We start from the raw sequence: 25,903 nt of genomic DNA, 5'->3' as shown, positions 1-25,903 counted from the left end.
CACTTCCCGCTGTCGGTTCAGTCGAATGGCCGGTCGAGCCCATCTGTCGAACCGTGAGCAACGGGCCCGTCAGTTCGCACCGAACGGCGACACCCCCGTGACCACGGACACCGTGTCCGTCCCGCCGAGGCCGGCCGCGTCACCGTTCGCGTCCACGAGAACGACGACCTCCAGATCTTCGAGATCCGACATGTCGAGGACCTGAGCATCGGCCGCACCGAGGAACGCGTGTGTCACCCATTCGTCCGCCAGCAGGTCGGCAAGATCTGTTTCAGGCGCGCTCGTCGGAACTATCCACGCGGCGCCGACGGTCGCGGCGGCAACCACCGCATACACCTGCCACGCAACGGATGCGGTGGACGCGGCGAACATACGCGATTCGTAGGTGATGTCGAGCCGCTCGTTCGATGCTGACATGACGGTGACAACGTCCTTGTGCGCACGCTCGATCAGCGTATCGGCGTCGCCGACTACTACGACTGCTATGTCGTCGACACCGAGAAGACGTGTGCGAGCGGAGTATGCGATCGGCCGTGACGACGCGGACGCCACCGCGCCGACGGTCGCGGGATCGTCGACAGCGATGAGTACCGCGCCGCTATCGCCCTGAGCGCCTGGGGCGCCGGTAGTACCGACGACGAACTGAGCGGACGAGGCCGAGACGAGCGTCGCGTCGTCCTGCTCACCGTCGCCGACTACGACGGCGCCACCCGCGAGAACCACTGCCCATACCGCTACCGCCCAATCGATCGACACAGGCAGGGCGACGACGACTTTGACGTCGGGACCGACTCCCGCATCGATGAGTACTCGCGCAAGACGAGACGCGCGGCCTTCGACTTCGAGGTAGGTCAGCTCGTCACCATCGTGCGCAAAAGCCGTCGCCTCGGGGTCCAATTCGACCACCGATCCGATCACCTGCGGTAGCGATCGCTCGATAGCCGTCGCCGACTGCGGCGCTTCCGCAGACGCCCGTTTCGCGGTTTCCTCGCGTTCGTCGTCGGACATGATGTCGATGTCGCCGACAATGGCACGAGGATCGGCTGCGGCGGCATCGAGTATGCGAGTCAACCGGACGGCGAACGACTCAGCCGTGCTCTCGTCGAACAAATCGGTGGCGTACAGGAGCGAGCCGAACAGTCCTGTGGGCGTGCCTGATTCGTCGAATCGCTCCTCGACGGTGAATTGGAGGTCGAACTTCGCTTCCAGTTCACCGGTGTCGAGTGCTTCCACCGACAGCTTCGGAAGGTCCAAACGCACGCGCTCCAGATTCTGGAAGGACAGGGCAACCTGGAAGATCGGATGCCGGGCCTGCGAACGGGTGGACACTACTGCGTCGGCGACCTCCTCGAAGGGGATGTCGGCATTGTCGAACGCGTCGAGATCTGTTGTGCGGATGTTGTCGACCAGCTGCGCGAACGATGTACCGAATTCGACTTCGGTACGCAAGGCCAGCGTGTTGACGAACATACCGATCAAATCATCGAGTTCGGCCGCTCCTCGGCCGGCGACGGGCGTACCGATCACGACGTCGCCGTTCCCGCTCAGCCTGCCCAGAAGTACAGCCAGCGCAGCATGTACGACCATGAACATCGACGTCCCACGTCCCTGGGTGAACTCGATCAGTTTCGAGTGGGACGACGCCTGCAGCGCGAATTCGACCGAGCGCCCCTGCATGGATCGGGTCAGCGGACGAGGTCGATCACTCGGAAGATCAAGCGTGTCGGGGCTGCCGGACAGCGTTCTCTTCCAATACGCCACTTGCTCGGCTGCAAGTGATTGCGGATCATCGGCAGTGCCGACGACCTGACGCTGCCACAGTGCGAAATCAGCGTAGTGAAGCGGAAGTGGCCCCCACCCTGGTTCGCTGCCCGCTGCCCGCGCTGCGTATGCCGTCATGACGTCGCGAGCCAGAGGCGCAATGGACGCGCCATCGGCCGATATGTGATGCACGACGAGAGCCAGAACGTGGTCGGTGGGTGATATTTCGACGAGGGCGACCCTCACCGGCACAGCCGTTGCGACGTCGAAGCCTCCGAGCACTGTGTCTGCGATGATGCGGTGGGCGTCGACCTCGTTCGCGACGGTGCGCGGGGTGAGATCGAAAGACACGTCCTGTGCGGGCAGAACCCGCTGTTCGGGGCCATTCGCGTCGGACGGATATATCGTGCGCAACGCCTCGTGTCGGACGACCACATCGGCGACGGCCGCTCGGAGTGCATCCACATCCAGCTCACCGGTCAATCGGACCGCGAGAGGAATGTTGTATGCGCCCGATTGAGTATCCAGGTGGTTGAGCACCCACATCCTCTGCTGAGCCAACGACAAGGGGATCCGGTCGGGGCGTTCACCTGCAGTCAGCGCAGGCCTGTTCCCGCTGCCGGCAAGCCTGAAAACGGCTTCGGCGAACGACGCCACAGTTGTCGAATCGAAGAGCAATCGCACCGGGATCGCGGCGTCGAGTGCACTGCCGAGTCTGGACACCACCTGGGTGGCGATGAGCGAGTTACCTCCCAGGTCGAAGAAGTCGTCGTCGAGACCGACGCGCGGCACTCCGAGGACGTCGGCGAAAACCTCGGCGACGATACGTTCGGTTTCGGATGCAGGTTCGCGGAATTCACGCGTGTGCACTGTCGGTTCAGGGAGTGCTTTGCGGTCGAGTTTGCCGTTGACCGTCAACGGAATCACCTCGACCGACACGAACGCCGACGGCACCATGTACTCCGGAACCAACTCCGCCACACCGGCTCTGACGTCCTCGACGTGTGCATCACCGACGACATAGGCAACCAAACGCTGCGCACCCGGCGAATCCTCACGCACGATCACCGCAGCAGCAGTCACACCGCCCTGCGCCGACACCGCCGCCTCGATCTCACCGAGCTCGATACGGAAGCCGCGGACCTTCACCTGATCATCGGCACGGCCGAGGTACACCAGCTCACCGCTACCGTCCACGTTCTCGATCCAGCGAGCAACGTCGCCGGTGCGGTAAAGCCTGCCGTCGCCGAATGGGTTCGCCACGAACCGCACCGCCGACAGATCAGCCCGACCGAGGTACCCGCGAGCCAACTGCCCACCCGACACGTAGAGCTCACCTGCGACACCGACCGGAACCGGTTGCAGCCGGGTGTCCAACACGTACACCCCGAGACCCGAAATGGGCGCACCGATCACCGACGCCGACCCGATCGACTGCGCCGACAACGCACGGAACGACACATGCACCGTCGTCTCGGTGATGCCGTACATGTTCACCAACAACGGACCCGACCGCACACCCGATTCGGATGCACTGCCGTCACCATGCCGAGCGAACCACCCCTCCAACCGCCGCGGCTCCAAAGCCTCACCACCGAAAACCACGTAACGCAAAGCCAGCTCGCCTGCATCCGCACCCTGAACCCGGTCGAGCTCGGCCAACTGGTAGAACGCCGACGGAGTCTGATTCAGCACCGTCACACCCTCGGTGACGAGCAGTTCCCGGAACGCCTCGGGCGAACGCGAGGTGAAGTAATCCACCACCACCAACGTCCCGCCGTACAACAACGGGCCCCACAACTCCCACACCGAAAAATCGAACGCATACGAGTGAAACATCGTCCACACATCATCGCCACCGAAACCGAACGAGCCATCGGTGTTGTCCATCAACCGCAACACCGTGTGATGCGGAATCAACACACCCTTCGGCCTACCCGTCGAACCCGACGTGTAAATCACATACGCCAAATTCTCCGCACCCAACGGCGCCACACGATCGAAATCCGTCACCGGACTCGAATCCCACTCCCCCGCAGCGTCACTCACATCGACCACGACGATGTCGCCATCACGAACAGCCGACATCGACTCACCAGCAAGCACATCCGGCGTCGTCACGACAGCCACCGGCGACGCATCAGCCACCATGAACTCGACCCGATCACTCGGATACGACGGATCCACCGGCAAATACCCCGCACCGGACTTCACCACCGCCACCAACGCCACCACCAACTCCACCGACCGCGGCAACGCCACCGCCACCAACGAGTCCGGTCCCGCCCCCACAGCGATCAACCGCCGCGCCAACCGGTTCGCCGACGCATCCAACTCGCGATACGTCACCGACCGATCCCCGAACCGCACCGCGATGCCATCCGGATTCGCCGCCACCGACCCATCGAAACGATCCACCACAGTACCGGCACCAACCGACACATCAGGACCCGACGAACTCCACTGCGACAGAACACGATCACGGGTCACAGCATCGACGATCTCGATATCCCCCACCACAACGGACGAATCCGCCGCGATCGCACCGAGGACTGCCAGGAACTGCTCACCCATCGACTCGATGGTCGAGGACTCGAACACATCCGTCGCGTAACTGACGTAACACCTCAACCCACCCGGAAGCCCAGAATCTAGCTGCGCAGCTTCCTCGAACGTGAACTGCACATCGAACTTCGCGATCTCCGCATCGAACTGCAGTGCCTCCGCAGACAACCCGGGAAGTTCGAGGGCGGTATGGCCCAGATTCTGGAAGGCGAGCACCACCTGCACCAGCGGATGCCGTGCCTGCGAACGCTGCGGATCGAGCACCTCGACGAGACGCTCGAACGGCACATCGGCGTGTCCGAACGCCTGCAGATCCACCTCACGCGTATGAGCAAGAAGATCCGCGAACCCAGTTCCAGGCTCCACCTGCGTCCGCAACACCAAAGTATTGACGAACATCCCGATCAAATCGTCCAGACGTGCATCGCCGCGTCCGGCAATCGGCGTACCGATCGCAACATCCTCCGACGCCGACAACCGCGACATCAACACAGCCAACGCCGCATGCACCACCATGAACAACGACGAATTCTTCTCACGCGCCAGATGATCCAACTGCGCATGCAACTCCGGCGACACCGTGAACGAACTCGTCCGACCCCGATAACTCGCCTGCTCAGGCCTGACATGATCGAACGGAAGCTCGATCTGATCATCGAGCCCCGACAACTGAGAAACCCAATACGCCACCTGCTCCGACGCGAGCGACGACGGATCGTCCTCGCTGCCGAGCACGCCGCGTTGCCACAACGTGTAATCCGCGTACTGCACCTCCAGCGGCTGCCACGTCGGTGCGTCGCCTGCCGTCCGCGCAGCGTAGGCGACCATCACGTCGCGAGTCAGCGGGCCCATCGAGAACCCGTCCGCAGCGATGTGGTGAACCACGAACACCAACACGTGATCGAACTCGCCGAGCTCGAACAACCGCACCCGCACCGGAACATCGCGGGTGACGTCGAAACCAACGGACACCGTCTCGACCACCGCACGAAGAACATCGTTCTCCTCCACGGCAACCGGATCCAGATCCATCGTCACCTGCGACGGATCGAGCACCACCTGATGGCCGACACCATCGGACTCCGGATACACCGTCCGCAGCGTTTCGTGCCGAGCCACAAGATCACGCACCGCCGAGGCCAATGCCGCGACATCCAGTCCTCCGGTCAGCCGAATCGCGACCGGAATGTTGTTGACCGCCGACTCAGTGTCGAACCGATTCAAGAACCACATCCGCTGCTGAGCCAGCGACAACGGAATCTGCTCCGGGCGTGGACCCGCCACCAAAGCAGCACGACCACCCGCCCCGACATGATCTTCCACCCGACGAGCCAGACCAACCACAGTCGAAGCGTCGAACAACGCACGCACCGGAACAGCACCATCGAGGGCCGCACTCAGACGAGCCGCGACCTGAGTCGCAATCAACGAGTTACCACCCAAAGCGAAGAAATCGTCGTCCAAACCCACGGCGGAAACGTCGAGCACGTCGGCGAACACGTCGGCCACGATCTGCTCGACCGGAGTCACCGGCGCCCGGTACTCACGCGCTTCGAATTCCGGTTCCGGCAATGCCTTTCGATCCAGTTTGCCGGACACCGTCAGAGGAAGAACATCGAGCACCACGTACGCCGTCGGGACCATGAACGCCGGCAGACGCCCAGCCACACGATCGGCAATATCCGTTGTCGAGATATCCCCACCGGCCGAATTCCCAGCCGGCACGATCCACGCCACGAGTCGATCCGCACGAACCGCTACCACAGCCTGCGCCACGGACTCGTCCGCGAGCAACGCCGACTCGATCTCCCCGAGTTCGATGCGCTGCCCGCGCAGCTTGACCTGGAAATCCGAACGTCCGACGTACACGAGCTCCCCGGCACCGTTCCACCGGACCACGTCTCCTGTGCGATACAGCCTGCCTGCACCGAACGGATTGGCGACGAACCTGTCGGCAGTCAAATCCGGGCGAGAACTGTACCCACGAGCCAACTGAACACCACCGAGATACAGCTCACCCTCGGAACCGTCGGGCGCCAGCCGGAGCGCGTTGTCCAACACGTACACCGCGGTGTTCCACACCGGTCGACCGATGGGCACGCCAGCGACGTCACCGGACACGTACTCGTGGTACGTGACGTCGACGGCAGCTTCAGTCGGTCCGTAAAGGTTCACAAGCCGCGCCGACGGCACCAACTGCGTGAACTTGGCAGCCGTGGTGGACGGCAGAGCTTCACCGGACGCGAACACCCAACGCAAACTACGCACATCCGCGACAGACGGTTCCGCAGTGAACACCCCCAACATCGACGGCACGAAATGCGCCACCGACACCGACTCACCCACGAAAAGCTCAGCAAGATACGCCGGGTCACGGTGACCATCAGGCCTCGCAACCACCATCCGCGCACCAACCTGCAACGGCCAGAACAACTCCCACACCGACACATCGAACGTCACCGGCGTCTTCTGCACGACGACATCCGACTCGGTCAACCCGTACTCGGCCTGCATCCATTCGAGACGATTCACGATCGCCCGATGGGTGATCGTGACGCCCTTGGGCCGACCCGTCGAACCCGACGTGAACAGCACATACGCACAGTTGTCGGGACCCGGAACGGCAACAAGCTCCGCTGCGTCGAGCGGATCATCCGAGAATCCCTCCAGCGCAACCTCGTCGATGAACACCACCGGAACGCCACCTCCGACCGCTAGCGCATCGTGCGCAGTCGAAAGCACCAGGACAGCATTCGAAGTGTCCACGATGTAGTCGATACGATCGCCCGGCTGCTCCGGGTCGAGCGGAACATACGCCCCACCTGCCCGCAGTACCGCATAGATACCGACCAGCAATTCCACCGACCGGCGCATACCCACCGCGACGGCGGTATCAGGGCCAACACCTCGGCCGACCAGATACCGCGCAAGGCGGTTCACCCGCGCCGAGAACTCTCGATAGGTGATCGTCTCGCCCTCGAAACTGATCGCCGACGCATCCGGCGTCCGGTCGACTTGCCGGTCGAACGCGTCCAAGAGCACGCGCTCGTCGACGTCGTGGTCGGTCGCGTTCCGCGTTTCCATCAGCAATCGGCGCTCACCGGCGTCGAGCAAGTCCAGCCCGCTCACCGGCGCAGAGGGATCGGCAGCGATTGCCGAGAGAACCCGTGTGAATCGCGCCGCGAGAACGTCGACTCCTGATGCGTCGAACAGGTCCGTTGCGTAGTTCAACTCGATCGACCAGCCCTGAGCGTCTGCCGTGTCCGACACCGCGATCTGAAGGTCGAATTTGGCGATGCCCGGGTCGAAGTCGACGGCGGACACCGAGAGATTGGGCAGCTCCAGTTGGGAGTGGCCAAGGTTCTGGAACACCAGGGCTATCTGGAACAGCGGATGGTGAGCGGTCGACCGGACCGGATCGAGGATTTCGACCAGCCGCTCGAACGGAATGTCGGCGTGGGCGAATGCCGCAAGATCATCCGTGCGGACCTGCTGCAGGATGTCGTCGAAGCTCGACCACGGACCGACGTGTGTCCTCAGGACCAGCGTGTTCACGAACATGCCGATCATGTCGTCGAGCGCGGCGTCACCGCGGCCTGCGATTGGAGCACCGATCACGATGTCGTCGGTCCCGGACAACCCGGCCAATAGAACAGCGACTGCGGAGTGAACCACCATGAACGGAGTCGCGCGATTGTCCGACGCCACCTTCTCGATGCCGGCCCGGAGCTCCGGCGAGACTTCGAAACGGTAGGTACGCCCCTCGTAGGACGCCACGTTCGGTCGCCGACGCTCGAACGGAAGAGTGAGCTGCTCCGGAATGCCGTCCAGCCGAGACTGCCAGTACGCGCTTTGGGCGTAGAGAATGGAGTCCGGGTCTTCTTCGCTTCCGAGGGCCTCACGCTGCCACAGCGTGTAATCGGCGTACTGCACTGGGAGAGGTTCCCAAAACAGATCTTCCCCCGCTGCACGCGCGGTGTACGCCCGCACGACATCTCGTGTCAGCGGGCCGAGCGAGTAGCCATCGGCCGCGATGTGGTGGATCACGAACACCAGAACATGTTCGGTCGACGACACCTCGAACAGTCTCACCCGGAACGGCGGCGCCGTAGTGACGTCGAAACCGGTGAGCACGAGTTCCTCGATGGCTGCGATCAACCGGTCGGAATCGACGGGTATCGGGGCGAGGTCGGGAATGACCGACCGAGTCGGGACCGGGACCTGGTATCCCACACCGTCGATCTCCGGGTAGGCCGTACGGAGCGACTCGTGACGTGCGAGCACATCGGCGACAGCTACGTGCAACGCATGCCGATCCAGCAATCCGGACAGCCTGATGGCGGCAGGAATGTTGTTGACGGCAGATTCGGGCTCCAGCCGGTTCAGGAACCACATCCGCTGCTGCGCCAGCGACAACGGGATGTCGTCCGGGCGCGTCCGAGGGACCAGCGGAATCCTGGTGTCGGTATGCGACTCCAGTTGCACTGCAAGCTGTTCGACAGTAGGCGCTTCGAACAATGCGCGGAGTGCAACTTTCGACCCGAGTAGCTCGCTCAGCCGCGCCACCACACGCGTCGCGATGAGCGAGTTGCCACCGAGCGCGAAGAAGTCGTCTTTTCGCCCGACTCTGGCGACACCGAGCACTTCCTCGAACACAGCGGCGACACTTTGCTCGACAGGGTCGACGGGGGCTTCGAAGCGAACGGATTCGAGAACAGGTTCAGGAAGGGCCGCGCGGTCGAGCTTGCCCGAGGTGTTGAGTGGAAACTGCTCCAGAACCATGACGGTTCCAGGAATCATGTAGGCCGGTAGAACCGAACGGAGCTTGTCACGCAGACTCGGGACGTCGACGGTCGAACCGGGAGACGGCAGAACGTAGCCGACCAATTGGTCGCCGGTGGCCGTAGAGACGACGCGCACCGCCGCCTGGGAAACTTCGTCGTGCAGAGCGAGTGCACCCTCGACCTCGCCCAGCTCGATGCGCTGGCCCCGGAACTTGACTTGAAAATCGGTTCTGCCGAGGTAGTCGAGTCGCCCGGACGAATCCCATCGAACCAAGTCGCCCGTGCGGTACATCCGGCTCGACGCGGACCGACTCGACTCGCCGAACGGGTTGGCAACGAAACGACCCGCGGTGAGATCGGGGCGTCCGAGGTAGCCGCGCGCGAGCTGTACGCCACCGAGATACAGCTCACCCGTGACACCGTCGGCCACGGGGTTCAGCCTCGAATCGAGAACGTACACCTGCGAATTCGACTCGGGGACACCGATATCGACTGACGACCCGGATGCCGTGGCGGTAGCGGTGACGTCCGAGTAGGTGATGGAGACAGCGGCTTCTGTCGGCCCGTACAGGTTGTGGACCCGCGCCGAGGACACCCGAGCGAAGGCCTTGACCGTCTCTACCGGCAACGCTTCGCCGATGACGAAAATGCGGTCGAGGGACTCGATCGACCCAGGCTCGACCGTCGATGCGAAGACCGACAACATGGTTGGAACGAAGTCGGTCACGGTGACGCGTCGCCGTCTGATCACGCCGGCCAGGTAGTCGGGATCCCGGTGCCCCTCGGGGGTCGCAACCACCAGGGTCGTGCCATGGCGCAGAGGCAGTAGATATCCCCACAAGGACACGTCGAACGTGGTTGCGGTCTTCTGCAGGTACACATCGGAAGAATCGAGCTGGTACTCCGACTGCATCCAGTCCAACTGGTTGACGATCGCGCGATGGCTGACAGCAACACCTTTGGGCTTACCTGTCGAACCCGACGTGAAGATCACGTACGCGACGCCGTCCGGCTTGGGACGGTAAGACCTGCTCCGGCCAGACCCGAGTCGGCTGGACCCGGGTCGGAACGACTCGAGCGCAGTCGCCCCATTGACGGCTGTTTCGGGCAAGGCGTCGACGTCGATCGTCGTGGTGGAGGTCGGAGGAACGAAACCGTCGCTGCTCTTGATCAGAATGCACGCGGGCTGCGCCTGCTCGAGGATGTACGCAATTCGTTCGGAGGGGTGATCGGGATCGATCGGTACGAACCCGGATCCCGCTCGTAGCGCGGCGTACACGGCCACGACGACGTCTATGGACCGTCTGATCGCCACCGCGACAAGTTGTTCGGGTCCGGTTCCGAGACGGGACAGAGCCTCGGCTACGTGGTCGATTCGTGCGTCGAGTTCGGCGAAGGTGACGGCGACATCCTCGTATACGACTGCGACATCGGTCGGGTGCGATGCGACGTGAGCGTCGAACGCGTCGAGAACGAGGGCGTCCGAGACCGGGCCATCGGTGTCGTTACGTGCTCGGAGCAGAGCATGCGTCTCCGCCTCGGACAGTATAACGATGTCTCCCACCGGGATCGCCGCATCCTCGCACATCTGCTCGAGGATTCCGACCAGGCGAGAAGCGAATCGGCCGATCGACGATTCCGTGAAAAGATCGGTGGCATAGGTGAATTCGAAGGTCCACCCACCGCTCGTGTCGTCCGATACCGTCACCTGCAGGTCGAACTTGGCTGCGGTGACGTCCATGCCGACGGCGCCGATCGTGACGCCCGGCAGTTCGAAGGACTCCGTCTCGAGGTTCTGGAAGAACAGCGCAATCTGGACCAGTGGATGGCGCCCCTGCGATCGTGCTGGGTCCAGCCGTTCCACCAAACTCTCGAACGGTACGTCGGCGTGTGCGAACGCGTCGAGATCGATCCGCCGAACCGACGCGAGTAGCTCCGTCACCGACGAACTCGGATCGACGTCGGTGCGCAGGACGAGTGTGTTGACGAACATTCCGATGAGCTCGTCGAGCTCCGGTTCACCGCGTCCGGCTACGGGAGCACCTACTGCTATGTCCGTGGTTGCGGACAACCGCGAGAGAAGTATTGCCAGCGCGGTGTGGACCACCATGAACGGGGTCACGTGCGATGCTCGGGCGAGTTCGTCCACTGCAGAGCGAGTGTCGGCACCTACGCCGAACCGCAACGTACGACCCAATCCCGTCGCTACGGAAGGTCGTTCGTTATCGGTGGGAATGTCCAACTGAGCGGGTAGCCCGCGGAGCCGGTCCGTCCAGTACTTCAACTGCTGTCCCGCGAGGGAGTTCTCGTCGCGCAAGTCCCCCAGCTGGGCGCGTTGCCACAGCGTGTAGTCCGCGTACTGCACCGGTAGCGGAGCCCAGCGCGGTGCGTCACCCGCAGTGCGCGACAAGTAGGCCGTCATGAGATCGCGAACCAGCGGTCCGAAGGAGAAGCCGTCGGCTGCTACGTGGTGCAGGACGACCACGAGGATATGTTCGGTGTCGGTGATTCGAAGAAGTCTCGTACGGACGGGGACTTCCGAGGTGACGTCGAAGCCTGCCGTTGCCTCGCCGAAAACCGTCGACTCGACCTGCAGATTCGAGATACTGCCAACCCTCAGTTCGACAGCGGCCTCGCCCTGATCCAGAACCCGTTGAGTGCCTGTGCCGTCCACCTCCGGGTAGACCGTACGCAGTGTCTCGTGACGTTCCACCAGATCCGAGACCGCAGCCTGCATCGAATCGATGTCCACCGTGCCCGTCAACTTCACCGCGACCGGAATGTTGTTGGCTCCGGACTGCGGGTCGAGCCTGTTCAGGAACCACATACGTTGCTGGGCGAGCGACAGCGGAAGCACATCGGGTCGATCGCGCTTCGTCAGCGGTTCCAGGATGGGACCACCCATCGAGCGGGCCGAATCCACCTCGGCTGCCAGGCCTGCAGCAGTCGGGGCGTCGAAGAACCCCCGAACGTCGATCTTCACTTTCAGGTCGGCATTGACGCGCGCAATTGCCCGTGTCGCACTCAGCGAGTTGCCACCGAGCAGGAAGAAGTCGTCGTCGACACCGATCGGGCTCGAACCGAGAATGTCTTCGAAGACGGCGACGAGTGTCCGTTCGACGGCCGTTGCCGGTGCACGGTACTCAGCTTTCAGAGTGTCGGTATCCGGCTTGGGTAGAGCGCCGCGGTCCAACTTGCCACTCGCGTTGAGCGGGAACGCGTCGAGCGCGACGAACACGGCAGGCACCATGTAGTCCGGCAGAGCGTCGCGTACGCCTGCCGCCAGCGCGTCCGAATTCGCCTCACCTGTACTCGTGACGACGTAGGCGACGAGACGATCGTCGACGCCGGTCTCGGAATCGTCCGACAGCACGACGACAACCGCTTGCTGGACGGTGTCCTGGGCGAGCAATGCCGCTTCGATCTCACCGAGTTCGATCCGCAGTCCGCGAAGCTTGACCTGAAAGTCCGTGCGGCCCAAGTACTCGAGCACGCCTGCAGAGTTCCACCGTACGAGGTCACCGGTGCGGTACATGCGCTGCCCCGAGCCCGCGACGACATCGGCCACGAAACGGTCGGCCGTCAGATCCGGTCGGTTCAGGTAGCCGCGCGCCAATTGAACACCGGACAGGTAGAGCTCGCCCGGGACGCCGGGGGGCGTCCGGTTCAATCCCTCGTCGAGAACGTGCAGTTCGGTGCGCGGTACCGCGACACCGATCGGTACCGACACCGCGTCGGAGCTGTCCGTGCGGTGATACGTGACGTCGACTGCTGCTTCCGTCGGCCCGTACAGGTTGTGCAATTCGGCATCGAACAGGGAGTGAAAGCTCCTCGCAGCACTGGCTGGTAGTGCCTCGCCCGACGCGAATACTTGTCGCAGACTCGGAATTCCGTCTGTGACCGAGGGATCGCCGAACTGGCCGAGGAACACCGACAGCATCGACGGTACGAAGTGCGCGGTGGTCACCGAGCGTTCGGACATTGTCTCGGCAATGTAGGCGGGGTCGCGGTGACCGTCCGGCGCGGCAATGACGAGCGATGCGCCGGTCTGCAACGGCCAGAAGAACTCCCACACCGACACGTCGAACGTGAACGGGGTCTTCTGCAGAACCACGTCGTCGGCAGTCAGCGGGTAGTCGGCCTGGCGCCAGTCGAGGTTCGCGACGATTGCCTCGTGCGACACCGCAACGCCCTTGGGCCGACCGGTCGATCCTGACGTGAAGATCACGTAAGCGGTGTTTTCCGGCCGCGGACCGCCCAGAACACGCTCGCCATCGGTGAGCGGGTCGGGCGAGTACGCCGAGAGGTCCTCGGTGTCGACGATCAGCGTCGCCATCGAGGCAGGAAGTTCGGTCTGCTCGGTCGAGGCTGTCAGCACCAGCGCGGGCTCGGCGATTGAGAGAACGTACGAGATACGGTCGGCAGGATGGCTCGGATCGAGCGGGACGTACGCGGCGCCCGCCTCCACGATCGCGTACATGGCCACGAGCAAGTCGATCGAACGAGAAATCGACAGCCCGACGCGCACGTCGGGGCCGACCCCCGATTCGAGGAGCCGACGCGCCAAGCGATTGACGCGCTCGTCGAATTCGGCGTATGTGAGCGTGGTGTCCTCGAAGACCAGCGCAACCGCGTCGGGAGTCCGCTCGACCTGCGCACGAAACCGTGAGGGCAAGGTATCCGCACTTCGGCCGGGCTGAGTGGGAGCGTCGTCGCCCAACACCGACCGTGCATCGTCGACGACGGCTGCCACGATGCCCTCCAGACCGCCGTCGGCAGTCTCGACCGCACCGGGGACCAGAGTGGACAACGCCAACGGCACCAGGGCATCGGCGCCCAGAACGCCGCCCATCGCAGTGTCGAGACTGCTCAGCTCCCGATGCAGGTCCCCGTAGGACACAGAGACATCGCCCAACGCGATAGCGGTCCGGTCTGCGTCGGCGACCACAACACGGGCAACGAGCCCAGGTAGATCGTCGATCGCCGTCGAATGCGAACCGGATCCACCAAACACCATCTACTTTTCCTCCCAATCACACACATGTCGACTCAGGGATCGATTATCCCTACTACTACCCGCTCACCGCCCACGTCCCCCTCTTTCGGTTGGCATGCGTCGCGGATATGTGTCAGCGCCCGATCACCGATTCGGCAGCGCCGATCATGGATGTGATCGCCGCTGCATATCCTTCGGCACCGAGCGCAGGAAGGATTCCTGGTACCAGCTGCGACAACGCGACGGTCACCAATGCCTCCGGCTTCAGCGTCGCACCCATTGCCTTCGATACCGCACTCAGCTTTCCTGCCAACTCCTCGAACGTGACGTCTCTGCCTTCGTGGCTCAGGACGATCGACGACGGCGAAGCCTGCGCGGCCTCGGAGACGAGCGACGGAAGATCATCGACGGTCCTGGCCGCCCGCTTCGGTGCGAATGCAGCACGCTCCGCTTCGGACAGAATGTCGATCGACCTCAACGTCACGGACGGATCCTGCGTGACGGCATCGAGAATTCGAAGGAACCGATCCGCGAACTTCTCGACCGTCGATCTCGTGAACAGCGACGTTGCGTAGTTGAACAATGCGCGCACATCCGTCAACGCTCCGGACTCGTCGAACTGCTCGATTGCCGTCAACTGAAGATCGAACTTCGCTTGATCCTCGTCAGCGGCCAGTGTCGACACCTCGAGCCCTGGCAGCGCGAACGTGCCGCTGACCGCGTTCTGGAACGTCAACATGACCTGGAACAGCGGTGTGTACGCGCTCGACCGAGTCCGCCCCATCTGTTCGACGAGCCGTTCGAACGGCACGTCCGCGTGGCCGAATGCCGAAAGATCGGTCTCCCTCGTCCGAGACAGCAGCTCGGAGAACGTGATTCCGCCTTCCACGTGGGTGCGCAGCACCAAAGTGTTGACGAACATGCCAACGAGGTCGTCGAGCGCTTCCTCGCCGCGGCCCGCGGTAGGCGTTCCGATTGCGATGTCGTCGGTACCGCTCAGCCGCGCCAGAAGCACTGCAAGCGCACTGTGGACGAGCATGAACACGGTCGCATTGTGTTCGCGAGCGGTCTTCTCGATGCGCTGAGCGATGTCGGGCCCGAACGTGAATTCGTACGCTGCACCGATCGTCGACTGCCGCGGTGGCCGCGGATTGTCGGTCGGCAGCGGCAGAAGATCGGGCAGGCCCGCGAGTTCGTTGGTCCAGTAGGACAGCTGTGAGGACAGTGCGCTGTCCGGATCGTCCTCGCTGCCGAGGACCTCGCGCTGCCAGAGGCTGAAGTCCGCGTACTGCACAGGCAACGGCGCCCACTGTGGCGCATCTCCCGCGGCTCGGGAGGTGTACGCGAGCATCACGTCGCGAATCAACGGACGCATGGAGAATCCGTCGGCCGTGATGTGGTGTGCGACGAGCGCGAACACGTGGTCGGTGTCGCTGAGCCGGAACAGCGAGGCTCGAACCGGCACCTGCGTGGTCACGTCGAACCCTCCGCCGAGCACCTGCCCGACGCGGCCGAAGACGTCGTCCTCGGTCACCTTGACGGGAGTCAGATCCGGCATGGCATCTCGAACCGAACCGATCACCTGAATCGGTCCGTCTGCGCTGTCCGGGTACGTCGTACGCAGCACCTCGTGGCGGTCGATGACGTCCGCCATCGCAGCGGAGAACGCAGCGACGTCCAGCGCGCCGGTAAACCTGACCGCGGCCGGAATGTTGTACGCCGCGGATTCCGTGTCGACCTGGTTGATGGTCCACATGCGTTGCTGAGCAAGCGACAACGGCACTGCGTCCGGCCGCTGCTGTGCCACAAGTGGAACCCGGGCCCCGCCGCCGACGAGCGGTTGGATTCGTGCCGCCAAAGCCGCCACCGTGGACGCCTCGAAGATCGTGCGGACCGGCACACGAGTGTCCAGGGCCGCGCCGAGCCTCGACACGACCTGGGTCGCGATCAAGGAGTTACCGCCGAGCGCGAAGAAGTCGTCGTCCAAGCCGACCCGATCGAGTCCGAGGATGTCGGCCAGCGTCCGTGCCACGACCTCCTCGACGGGGTTGGTCGGAGCGCGGAACTCCGTAGCCGTCGTCTCGGGCTTCGGCAACACCTTGCGATCGAGCTTGCCGTTCGTGTTGAGCGGAAGAGCGTCGAGCACGACGAACGCCGACGGCACCATGTACGACGGCAAAGTCTTGCTCAACCCAGCCCGAACAGCCTCCGTGTCGACGCCGACAGTGTCCAGCTCGCCCGTATCGATCGGCACCACGTAAGCCACGAGCTGATCGCCTGTTCGGCCGTCGTTGTACACGGTAACTGCCGTGTCACGAATCGAGTCGTAGCCGCGCAGCGCACTCTCGATCTCGCCGAGCTCGATGCGGTAACCACGAATCTTGACCTGGAAGTCCGCACGCTCGACGTACTCCAATTCGCCTGCGGCCGTCCATTTCACGATGTCGCCGGTACGGTACATCCGCGCACCGTTCACGCCGAACGGACCTGCGACGAAGCGGTCCGCACTGAGGTCGGGTCGACCGTGGTAACCACGAGCCAACTGCGCGCCGACGAGGTACAGCTCACCTCGTACTCCGACCGGCACCGGCTGCAGCCGTGAGTCGAGGACCAGTACACCGCTGTTCCATTCCGGTCGACCGATCGGCACCATAGCTGCGTCGTCGTCGTTCACTCGGTGCGAGGTGATCGACACTGCTGCTTCGGTCGGGCCGTACAGGTTCAGTAGCTCGGCCGAGCTGCTCTCTCGGAACGCCCGGGCAGTCGCGGCGGGTAGTGCCTCGCCGATTGCGAGGACCCGACGCAGTGTCGCGGGCATCGAACCGCCCGAGACGGTAGTGAGCATCGACAGCATCGACGGAACTACGTGCAGCGTCGTCACCTGTTGGTCGCGCATCAACGCGAGCAGATAGTCGGGGTCGCGATGGCCGTCGGCAGTTGCGATGACGACGGACGCACCGACGGTCAGCGCTGACCAGAATTCCCACACCGACAGGTCGAACGTGGCAACAGTCTTCAGCAAGACCGAGTCGGACGGTCCCATGTCGAACTCGGCGTGCTTCCACAGCAATTGGTTGACGATCGCGCCGTGGGAGACCGCGACACCCTTGGGCTTGCCCGTCGACCCGGACGTGAAGATCACGTATGCGGTGTTGTCGCTCCGCAGCGGCGACACTCGTTCGGTCGCGCTGATCGAGGACGTGTCCGTGTTCGCCGCCTCCAGGTCGGCAAGGTCGACTGCGTTGTCCACTGCGACTGCGTCGTTCGCGGTGGTGATCACGCACAGCGGCTGTGCCACACCGAGGATGTACGAGGTGCGCTCGGCAGGCTGGTCAGGATCGAGTGGCACATAGGCGCCGCCGGCCTCGACGATTGCGTACATGCCCACGAGAAGATCGACCGACCTGCGAATCGCCAGTCCAACGAGGATCTCCGGTCCCACGCCGCGGTCGATCAACGACCGAGCTACCCGGTGCACGCGGGCCCCGAAGTCGGCGTACGAGATCGATTCGCCTTCGTACACCAGAGCCGTGGCGTCCGGGTTCGTACGAACCTGCCTGTCGAACAGATCGACGAGGGTAAGCGCGGTGTCTACGCTGTGTGCGGTGTCGTTCCACTCCGATACCACCGCACGACGCTCGTCCGAGTCGAGAATCTCGATGTCCCCCACTGCCGCAGAGGGATTCGCGACGACCTCGTCGAGAACCCGCACGAACCGCGCGACGATGTTCTGCACCGTCGAGGCCTCGAACAGATCGCTCGCGTAGGTCATGAGCGCTTCGAAACCTGCAGGCGCGCCGGCGTCGTCGTAGTGATCGGCCAGGATCAGGTGCAGGTCGAACTGCGAGTTCCCTGAATCCGCATCCACCGCCGACACGGTCAGGTCCCCGAGCTCGAGCGACGACCGTGCGACGTTCTGGAACGAGAACCCGACCTGGAACAGCGGGTGCCTGGCGGTCGAGCGCGCCGGATTGAGCACCTCGACGAGACGCTCGAACGGTACGTCCGCGTTCGCGAACGCCTGCAGATCGGTCTCGCGTGCCTGCGCCAGCAGTTCGGTGTAGCTCAACCCGCCGTCGACATCCAGTCTGAAAACGAGCGTGTTGACGAACATTCCGACGAGATTGTCGAGTGCCGCTTCACCACGGCCGGCGATCGGGGTACCGACGGCAATGTCGTTCATCCCCGACAGGCGCGCAAGCACCACCGAGAACGCAGCATGCACGGCCATGAACACGGTGGAGTTGTTGGCTCTGGCCAGGTCCTGCAACGCCGCGTGGGTCTGTGCCGACACCTCGAATTGGACGCGGTCACCCCGGAACGTCTGATCCGCTGGGCGCGGCTTGTCGATGGGCAACGTCAACTGGTCAGGAAGGTCCGCCAACGCGGTCTTCCAGTACGCGAGCTGCTGCGCACCAACCGAGCTCGGATCGTCCTCGCGTCCGAGAACCTCGCGCTGCCACAGTGCGTAGTCCGCGTACTGAATCGGCAACGGTGCCCAGTCCGGCTCGGCGCCTGTGGTGCGAGCTGCATAGGCAGTCATGAGGTCTGTCGTCATGGGCACCATCGACGAACCGTCCGCTGAGATGTGGTGCACCACCATGGCCACGACGAACTCGTCTGCCGCGAGGCAGAACAGGGTGACCCTGACCGGAACCTCGGCAGTCACGTCGAATTGCGTTGCTGCCAAAGCCATCACCTTCGCGGTGACAGAATCGGCGTCTGCGTCTTCCACCTGCAGCGAGATCCCAGCACGCTCGGTCGACAGAACCTGCTGCACCGGACCGGTATCGGTGTCCGGATATATGGTGCGCAACGTTTCGTGCCGATTGACGAGATCGCCGATCGCAGCGGCGAACGCATCCTCGTCGAGCGTGCCGGACAACCGAAGCGCCATCGGAATGTTGTATGCCGTGGACGCACTGTCGAAGCGGTTGAGGAACCACATGCGCTGCTGTGCAAGCGACAGCGGAACCCTGGCCGGGCGCTGCTTCGCAACCAGCTCCGTGCGACCACCACCGACTGCAGTTTCGACGCGGGCTGCGAGGTCACCCACCGAGGACGCCTCGAAGAGCAATCGCACCGGAACCGAGGCGTCGAGTGCACTGCCCAGCCGCGACACGACCTGGGTTGCAATCAGCGAGTTGCCGCCGAGAGCGAAGAAATCGTCGTCGACACCCACGCGTGACGCCCCGAGAACATCGGCGAACACACCCGCCACGATCTCCTCGATGGGCGTCGAGGGCGCACGGAACACAGTCGACACGGCGGTCGGCTCCGGCAACGCCTTGCGGTCGAGTTTGCCGTTGACCGTCAACGGAATCACCTCGACCGACACGAACGCCGCCGGCACCATGTACTCCGGAACCAACTCCGCCACACCGGCTCTGACGTCCTCGACGTGTGCATCACCGACGACATAGGCAACCAAACGCTGCGCACCCGGCGAATCCTCACGCACGATCACCGCAGCAGCAGTCACACCCTCCTGCGCAGACACCGCCGCCTCGATCTCACCGAGCTCGATACGGAAACCCCGGACCTTCACCTGATCATCCGCACGGCCGAGGTACACCAGCTCACCGCTACCGTCCACGCTCTCGATCCAGCGAGCAACGTCGCCGGTGCGGTAAAGCCTGCCGTCGCCGAATGGGTTCGCCACGAACCGCACCGCCGACAGATCAGCCCGACCGAGATACCCACGCGCCAACTGCCCACCCGACACATAGAGCTCACCCGCAACACCGACCGGAACCGGTTGCAAGCGGGTGTCCAACACGTACACCCCGAGACCCGAAATGGGCGCACCGATCACCGACGCCGACCCGATCGACTGCGCCGACAACGCACGGAACGACACATGCACCGTCGTCTCGGTGATGCCGTACATGTTCACCAACAACGGACCCGACCGCACACCCGACTCGGATGCACTGCCGTCACCATGCCGAGCGAACCACCCCTCCAAACGCCGCGGCTCCAAAGCCTCACCACCGAAAACCACATAACGCAAAGCAAGTTCACCTGCGTCGGCACCCTGAACCCGGTCGACCTCGGCCAACTGGTAGAACGCCGACGGAGTCTGATTGAGCACCGTCACACCCTCGGTGACGAGCAGTTCCCGGAACGCCTCGGGCGAACGCGAGGTGAAGTAATCCACCACCACCAACGTCCCGCCGTACAACAACGGTCCCCACAACTCCCACACCGAGAAGTCGAACGCATACGAATGGAACATCGTCCACACATCATCGCCACCGAAACCGAACGAGCCATCGGTGTTGTCCATCAACTGCAGCACGGTCCTGTGCGGGACGAGCACGCCCTTGGGCCTGCCCGTCGAACCCGACGTGTAGATGACGTAAGCAAGGTTGTCCGCGTTCAGCGGTGCCGCTCGCTCCGAGTCGGTGATAGTTGCCGAATCCCAGGCAGCCGAATCATCTCGAGCTACATCGACAACGGTGATGTCACCGTCGCGCACACTCGCCATCGACTCACCGGCCAACACGTCGGACGTCGTCACGACCGCTACCGGCGACGCATCGGCCACCATGAACTCGATGCGATCGCTCGGGTACGACGGATCCACCGGCAGGTAACCTGCGCCGGACTTGACCACGGCGAGCAATGCCACGACCATATCCACCGACCGCGGCAACGCAACCGCCACCAGGGCGTCGGGACGAGCCCCTGCCGCGATCAGCCGTCGGGCCATCCGGTTCACGGAGGCATCCAGCTCACGGTAGGTGACGGCCGTGTCCCCGAACCGCACCGCGATGCCGTCCGGGTTCTTCGTCACGGACGCATCGAAACGATCCACCAGAGTGCCTGCGCCCACAGACACGCCACCGGAACGGACGTCCGGTCCGGATGTGCTCCACTGCGTCAGAACACGATCGCGTGTGGCGGCGTCGACGATCTCGATGTCACCGACGGGGATCGACGAGTCCGCAGCGACACCGCCGAGGACTGCGAGGAACTGCTCCCCCATCGACTCGATGGTCGAGGACTCGAACACATCCGTCGCGTAGCTGACGTAGCACGTCAGGCCGCCGAGCTTGTCGGCTTCCTCGAACGTGAACTGCACATCGAACTTCGCGATCTCCGCATCGAACTGCAGTGCCTCCGCAGACAACCCCGCAAGCTCCAGAGCGGTATGGCCCAGATTCTGGAAGGCGAGCACCACCTGCACCAGCGGATGCCGAGCCTGCGAACGCTGCGGGTCCAGCACCTCGACGAGACGCTCGAACGGAACTTCGGCGTGTCCGAACGCCTGCAGATCCACCTCACGCGTATGAGCAAGAAGATCCGCGAACCCAGTTCCAGGCTCGACCTGCGTCCGCAACACCAAAGTATTGACGAACATCCCGATCAAATCGTCCAGACGTGCATCGCCGCGTCCGGCGATCGGCGTACCGATCGCAACATCGTCCGACGCCGACAACCGCGACATCAACACAGCCAACGCCGCATGCACCACCATGAACAACGACGAATTGTTCTCACGCGCCAAGTGATCCAACTGCGCATGCAACTCCGGCGGCACCGTGAACGAACTCGTCCGACCCCGATAGCTCGCCTGTTCGGGCCTGGCGTGATCGAAGGGAAGCTCGATCTGGTCCGCGAGTCCGGTCAGCTGCGAAGTCCAGTAGGCGACCTGCTCCGACGCCAGCGACGACGGATCGTCCTCGCTGCCGAGCGCAGCACGTTGCCACAGCGTGTAGTCCGCGTACTGAACGTCGAGCGGCGCCCAGGTCGGTGCGTCGCCGGCCGTCCGCGCAGCGTAGGCGACCATCACGTCGCGAGTCAGCGGGCCCATCGAGAACCCGTCGGCGGCGATGTGGTGAACCACGAACACCAACACGTGATCGAACTCGCCGAGCTCGAACAACCGCACCCGCACCGGAACATCCCGAGCGACGTCGAAACCAACGGACACCGTCTCGACCACCGCACGAAGAACATCGTTCTCCCCCACGGCGACCGGCTCCAGATCGACCGGCACAGCCGATGCAGACAGCACCACCTGATGGCCGACACCGTCTGCCTCCGGGTAGACCGTGCGCAAGCTCTCGTGACGGGAGAGAACGTCACCGACCGCCTGCCTGAGCGCGTCGACATCGAGCGAACCCGACAGACGAATCGCTACTGGGATGTTGTTGACCGCAGACTCCGTGTCGAAGCGGTTGAGGAACCACATCCGCTGCTGAGCCAGCGACAACGGAATCTGCTCCGGGCGTGGACCCGCCACCAAAGCAGCACGACCACCTGCCCCGACATGATCTTCCACCCGACGAGCCAGACCAACCACAGTCGAAGCGTCGAACAACGCACGGACCGGAACGCTCGCATCCAACGCAGCACTCAACCGAGCAGCCACCTGAGTGGCGACGAGTGAGTTACCACCGAGAGAGAAGAAGTCGTCGTCCAGTCCCACGGCAGGTACGCCGAGGACGTCGGCGAACACGTCGGCCACGATCTGTTCGATCGGTGTGCCGGGTGCCCGGTACTCACGCGCTTCGAACTCCGGTTCCGGCAATGCCTTTCGATCCAGTTTGCCGGACACCGTCAGAGGAAGAACGTCGAGGACGACGAACGCCGTCGGGACCATGTAGGCAGGCAAGCGTGCGCCTGCGCGCTCGCCGATCTCATCGGTAGACGTATCCGAAGCGAGCACGATCCACGCCACGAGTCGATCCGCACGAACCGCTACCACAGCCTGCGCAACGGACTCGTCGGCGAGCAACGCCGACTCGATCTCCCCGAGTTCGATGCGCTGCCCACGCAGCTTGACCTGGAAATCCGAACGCCCGACGTAGACGAGTTCGCCGGCATCGTTCCACCGGACCACGTCTCCTGTGCGATACAGCCTGCCTGCACCGAACGGGTTGGCGACGAACCTGTCGGCAGTCAAATCCGGGCGAGAACTGTACCCACGAGCCAACTGGACGCCACCGAGATACAGCTCACCCTCGGAACCGTCGGGCGCGAGCCGGAGCGCGTTGTCCAACACGAACACCGCGGTGTTCCACACCGGTCGACCGATGGGCACGCCAGCGACGTCACCGGGCACGTACTCGTGGTACGTGACGTCGACCGCAGCCTCGGTCGGTCCGTAAAGGTTCACAAGCCGCGCCGACGGCACCAACTGCGTGAACTTGGCGGCCGTGGTGGACGGCAGAGCTTCACCGGACGCGAACACCCAACGCAAACTATCCACATCGGCGACAGACGGTTCCGCTGTGAACACCCCCAACATCGACGGCACGAAATGCGCCACCGACACCGACTCACCCACGAAAAGCTCGGCGAGATACGCCGGGTCACGGTGACCATCAGGCCTCGCAACCACCATCCGCGCACCAACCCGCAACGGCCAGAACAACTCCCAGACGGAGACGTCGAACGTCACCGGCGTCTTCTGCACCACCACATCCGACACGGTCAACCCGTACTCGGCCTGCATCCACTCCAAACGATTCACGATCGCCCGATGCGAAATTGCCACACCCTTCGGACGACCCGTCGAACCCGACGTGAACAACACGTAGGCGCTGTTGTCCGCGCTCCGAGCCGCCAGGCGTTCCGACGGTTCGAGTGGATCGGACGAGAACTCCTCCAGCGCAATACCGTCGACGAGAACGACCTCGGAATCGACGACGAGCGCGTCGCGCTCGGTCGACAGCACGAGTACGGCGTCGGAGGTGTCCAGGATGTACTGGATTCGGTCGGCCGGCTGCTCCGGGTCGAGCGGCACGTAGGCACCGCCTGCTTCGAGCACAGCGTAGACACCGACGAGGAGGTCGAACGAGCGGCGCATACCCACCGCGACGGCAGACTCCGGTCCGACACCGCGGCCGACCAGGTACCGCGCAAGGCGGTTCACCCGCACCGAGAACTCTCGGTAGGTGATCGTCTCGCCTCCGAAGGTCAGTGCAGGCGCATCCGGGGTACGGCGTACCTGCTCTGCGAACGAGTCGAGAAGCATGCGATCGTCCACTGCGCGGTCGGTCGCGTTCCGGTCGCGGGTGAGCGACACGCGCTCGCTGTCGTCGAGCAGTTCGATACTGCTCAGCGTCTGCGACGAGTCCGCGGCGACAGCTGTCAGAATTCGCTCCACCCGCTCGATCAGTGCTACCGCGGCGCCCCGATCGAACAGATCCTCGAAGTACTTGAGTGTCAGCCGAATACGGTCGTCGGACACGATGAGAAGCGTCAGCGGGTAGTGCGTGCTGTCGTTCGATTCGACACCGGTGACGGCCATGCCGTCGATATTCGATGCCTGTGCCGCAAGTCCTGCTTCGTCCACGGGGTACGACTCGAACACTGTCAACGTGTCGAACAAGTTTCCGACGCCTGCTGCCCGCTGCACCTCGGTCAGTCCGAGGTAGTGGTGATCGAGCAGGTCTGCCTGCTCGCCCTGCAGTCGTACGAGCGCGGATTCGATCGTCTCGGCGGGATCGAACCGGACGCGGACGGGGAGGGTGTTGATGAACAGTCCGACCATGGATTCGACTCCGGTCAGCCCTGCGGGCCTTCCCGAGACGGTGGCACCGAAGACCACGTCGTCACGCCCCGTAGACGCACCGAGCAGAATGCCCCACGCTGCTTGGACGAGCGTATTGACTGTGACGCCGAGTCGAGCACCCAGCGCGGACAACGACTCCGAGAGTTCCGTCGACAAAGCGGTCTCGACGGCACCGGACCTCGATGTGATCTCGCGGCCGAACGATGCGGGCGCGAGCAAGGTGGGCTCGGGTGCATCATCGAGCGCACGAGCCCATGCACGCGCAGACTCGGCGTGGTCCTGACGAGCGATCCACGACAGGAACGAACGGTACGACGCCACCCGGGGCAGCGACGACGAATCACCGCGAACGGCGTAGAGAACCAGCAGGTCTTTCATCAACAGCGGCATGGACCAGCCGTCGATCAGGATGTGGTGGTTCGCGAACAGGAGTCGGTACTCGCCCTCGCCCAGCTTCACCAGAGTAAATCTCACGAGAGGAGCTGCGGTGGTATCGAATTGGACTGCTTGTTCCGCTGCTCGCAGTTCTTCGTATGCGACCGAACGGTCGGCGGCCGGTAGATGCGAGAGATCGCGCTCGGACCACGGAACCGTGACGTCGTCGACCACGACCTGGACGGAGGAACCGTCCTCGGTCGTGACGAATGCTGTCCTGAGGTTGTCGTATCGGTCGAGGAGCGCCTGTGCGGCACCACGAAGACGGTCTGCGTCGACCTGGCCGGACAGCGTCAGCACCATTTGCATGGTGTAGACGTCAACCGAGGAGTCTGCGAGCATCGCGTGGAACAGAAGTCCGGACTGCAACGGCGCAAGCGACCACATGTCCGTCGTGGATGGGTAGCGCGCCTCGACGACATCGATGTCGTTCTGAGTCACCGCGACCAAAGGGACATCCGAGGGGGTCAGCCCACGAGCTCGTCCGTGTGCCACGTGTGCGGCCAGCGCGGTGAGCGCGGTGACCCACAACTCCGCCAAGTCTCGCACTTCGGCCCCGGTGAGGACACCGCTCGGGAACGCGAACGTTGCCGCGAGTTCGGAATTTTCACCGGCACCACGCACGATCGCGTTGATGTCCAGCACCTTGTTTGCGGGCATGTCCGCGTCGCCGACTACAACCAGGTCATCGAAATCGCCTGCAGGCAGCCACCCGTCGATACCGTCGGGCACCTCGCCCGTCGTCTGTCGACCGAGGTAGTTGAAGCTGATCTGTCCCGAGGACAGTGTCGATAGTTCTGCCGCCGTGTCGTCGTTCAGATACCGGAGGAGGCC

Annotated in this window: 2 protein-coding genes (1 of these 2 running past the window's edge); both read right to left on the bottom strand. The window is 63.6% G+C overall.

Features of this window, described 5'->3' with window-relative positions; translation table 11 throughout:
- Nucleotides 1-69: 69 nt before the first annotated feature.
- The gene (locus D8W71_RS12730; protein ID WP_121113990.1) at nucleotides 70-14,127 is read right to left on the bottom strand and encodes a non-ribosomal peptide synthetase; all 14,058 of its coding nucleotides are present in this window, start codon (nucleotides 14,125-14,127) and stop codon (nucleotides 70-72) included.
- A 112-nt stretch (nucleotides 14,128-14,239) separates the two neighbouring features.
- Nucleotides 14,240-25,903, bottom strand: partial view of a non-ribosomal peptide synthase/polyketide synthase gene (locus D8W71_RS12725; protein ID WP_121113989.1) — the end only. 18,462 nt of this gene lie beyond the right edge of the window; only the last 11,664 of its 30,126 coding nucleotides appear in the window; its start codon lies beyond the right edge, outside the window — the gene reads right to left on this strand; its stop codon occupies nucleotides 14,240-14,242.

The sequence above is a fragment of the Rhodococcus sp. P1Y genome (assembly GCF_003641205.1).
GTDB lineage: Bacteria > Actinomycetota > Actinomycetes > Mycobacteriales > Mycobacteriaceae > Rhodococcoides.
The sequence above is the reverse complement of the archived record's forward strand: the minus strand, read 5'-3'. Positions and strand labels throughout refer to the sequence as shown.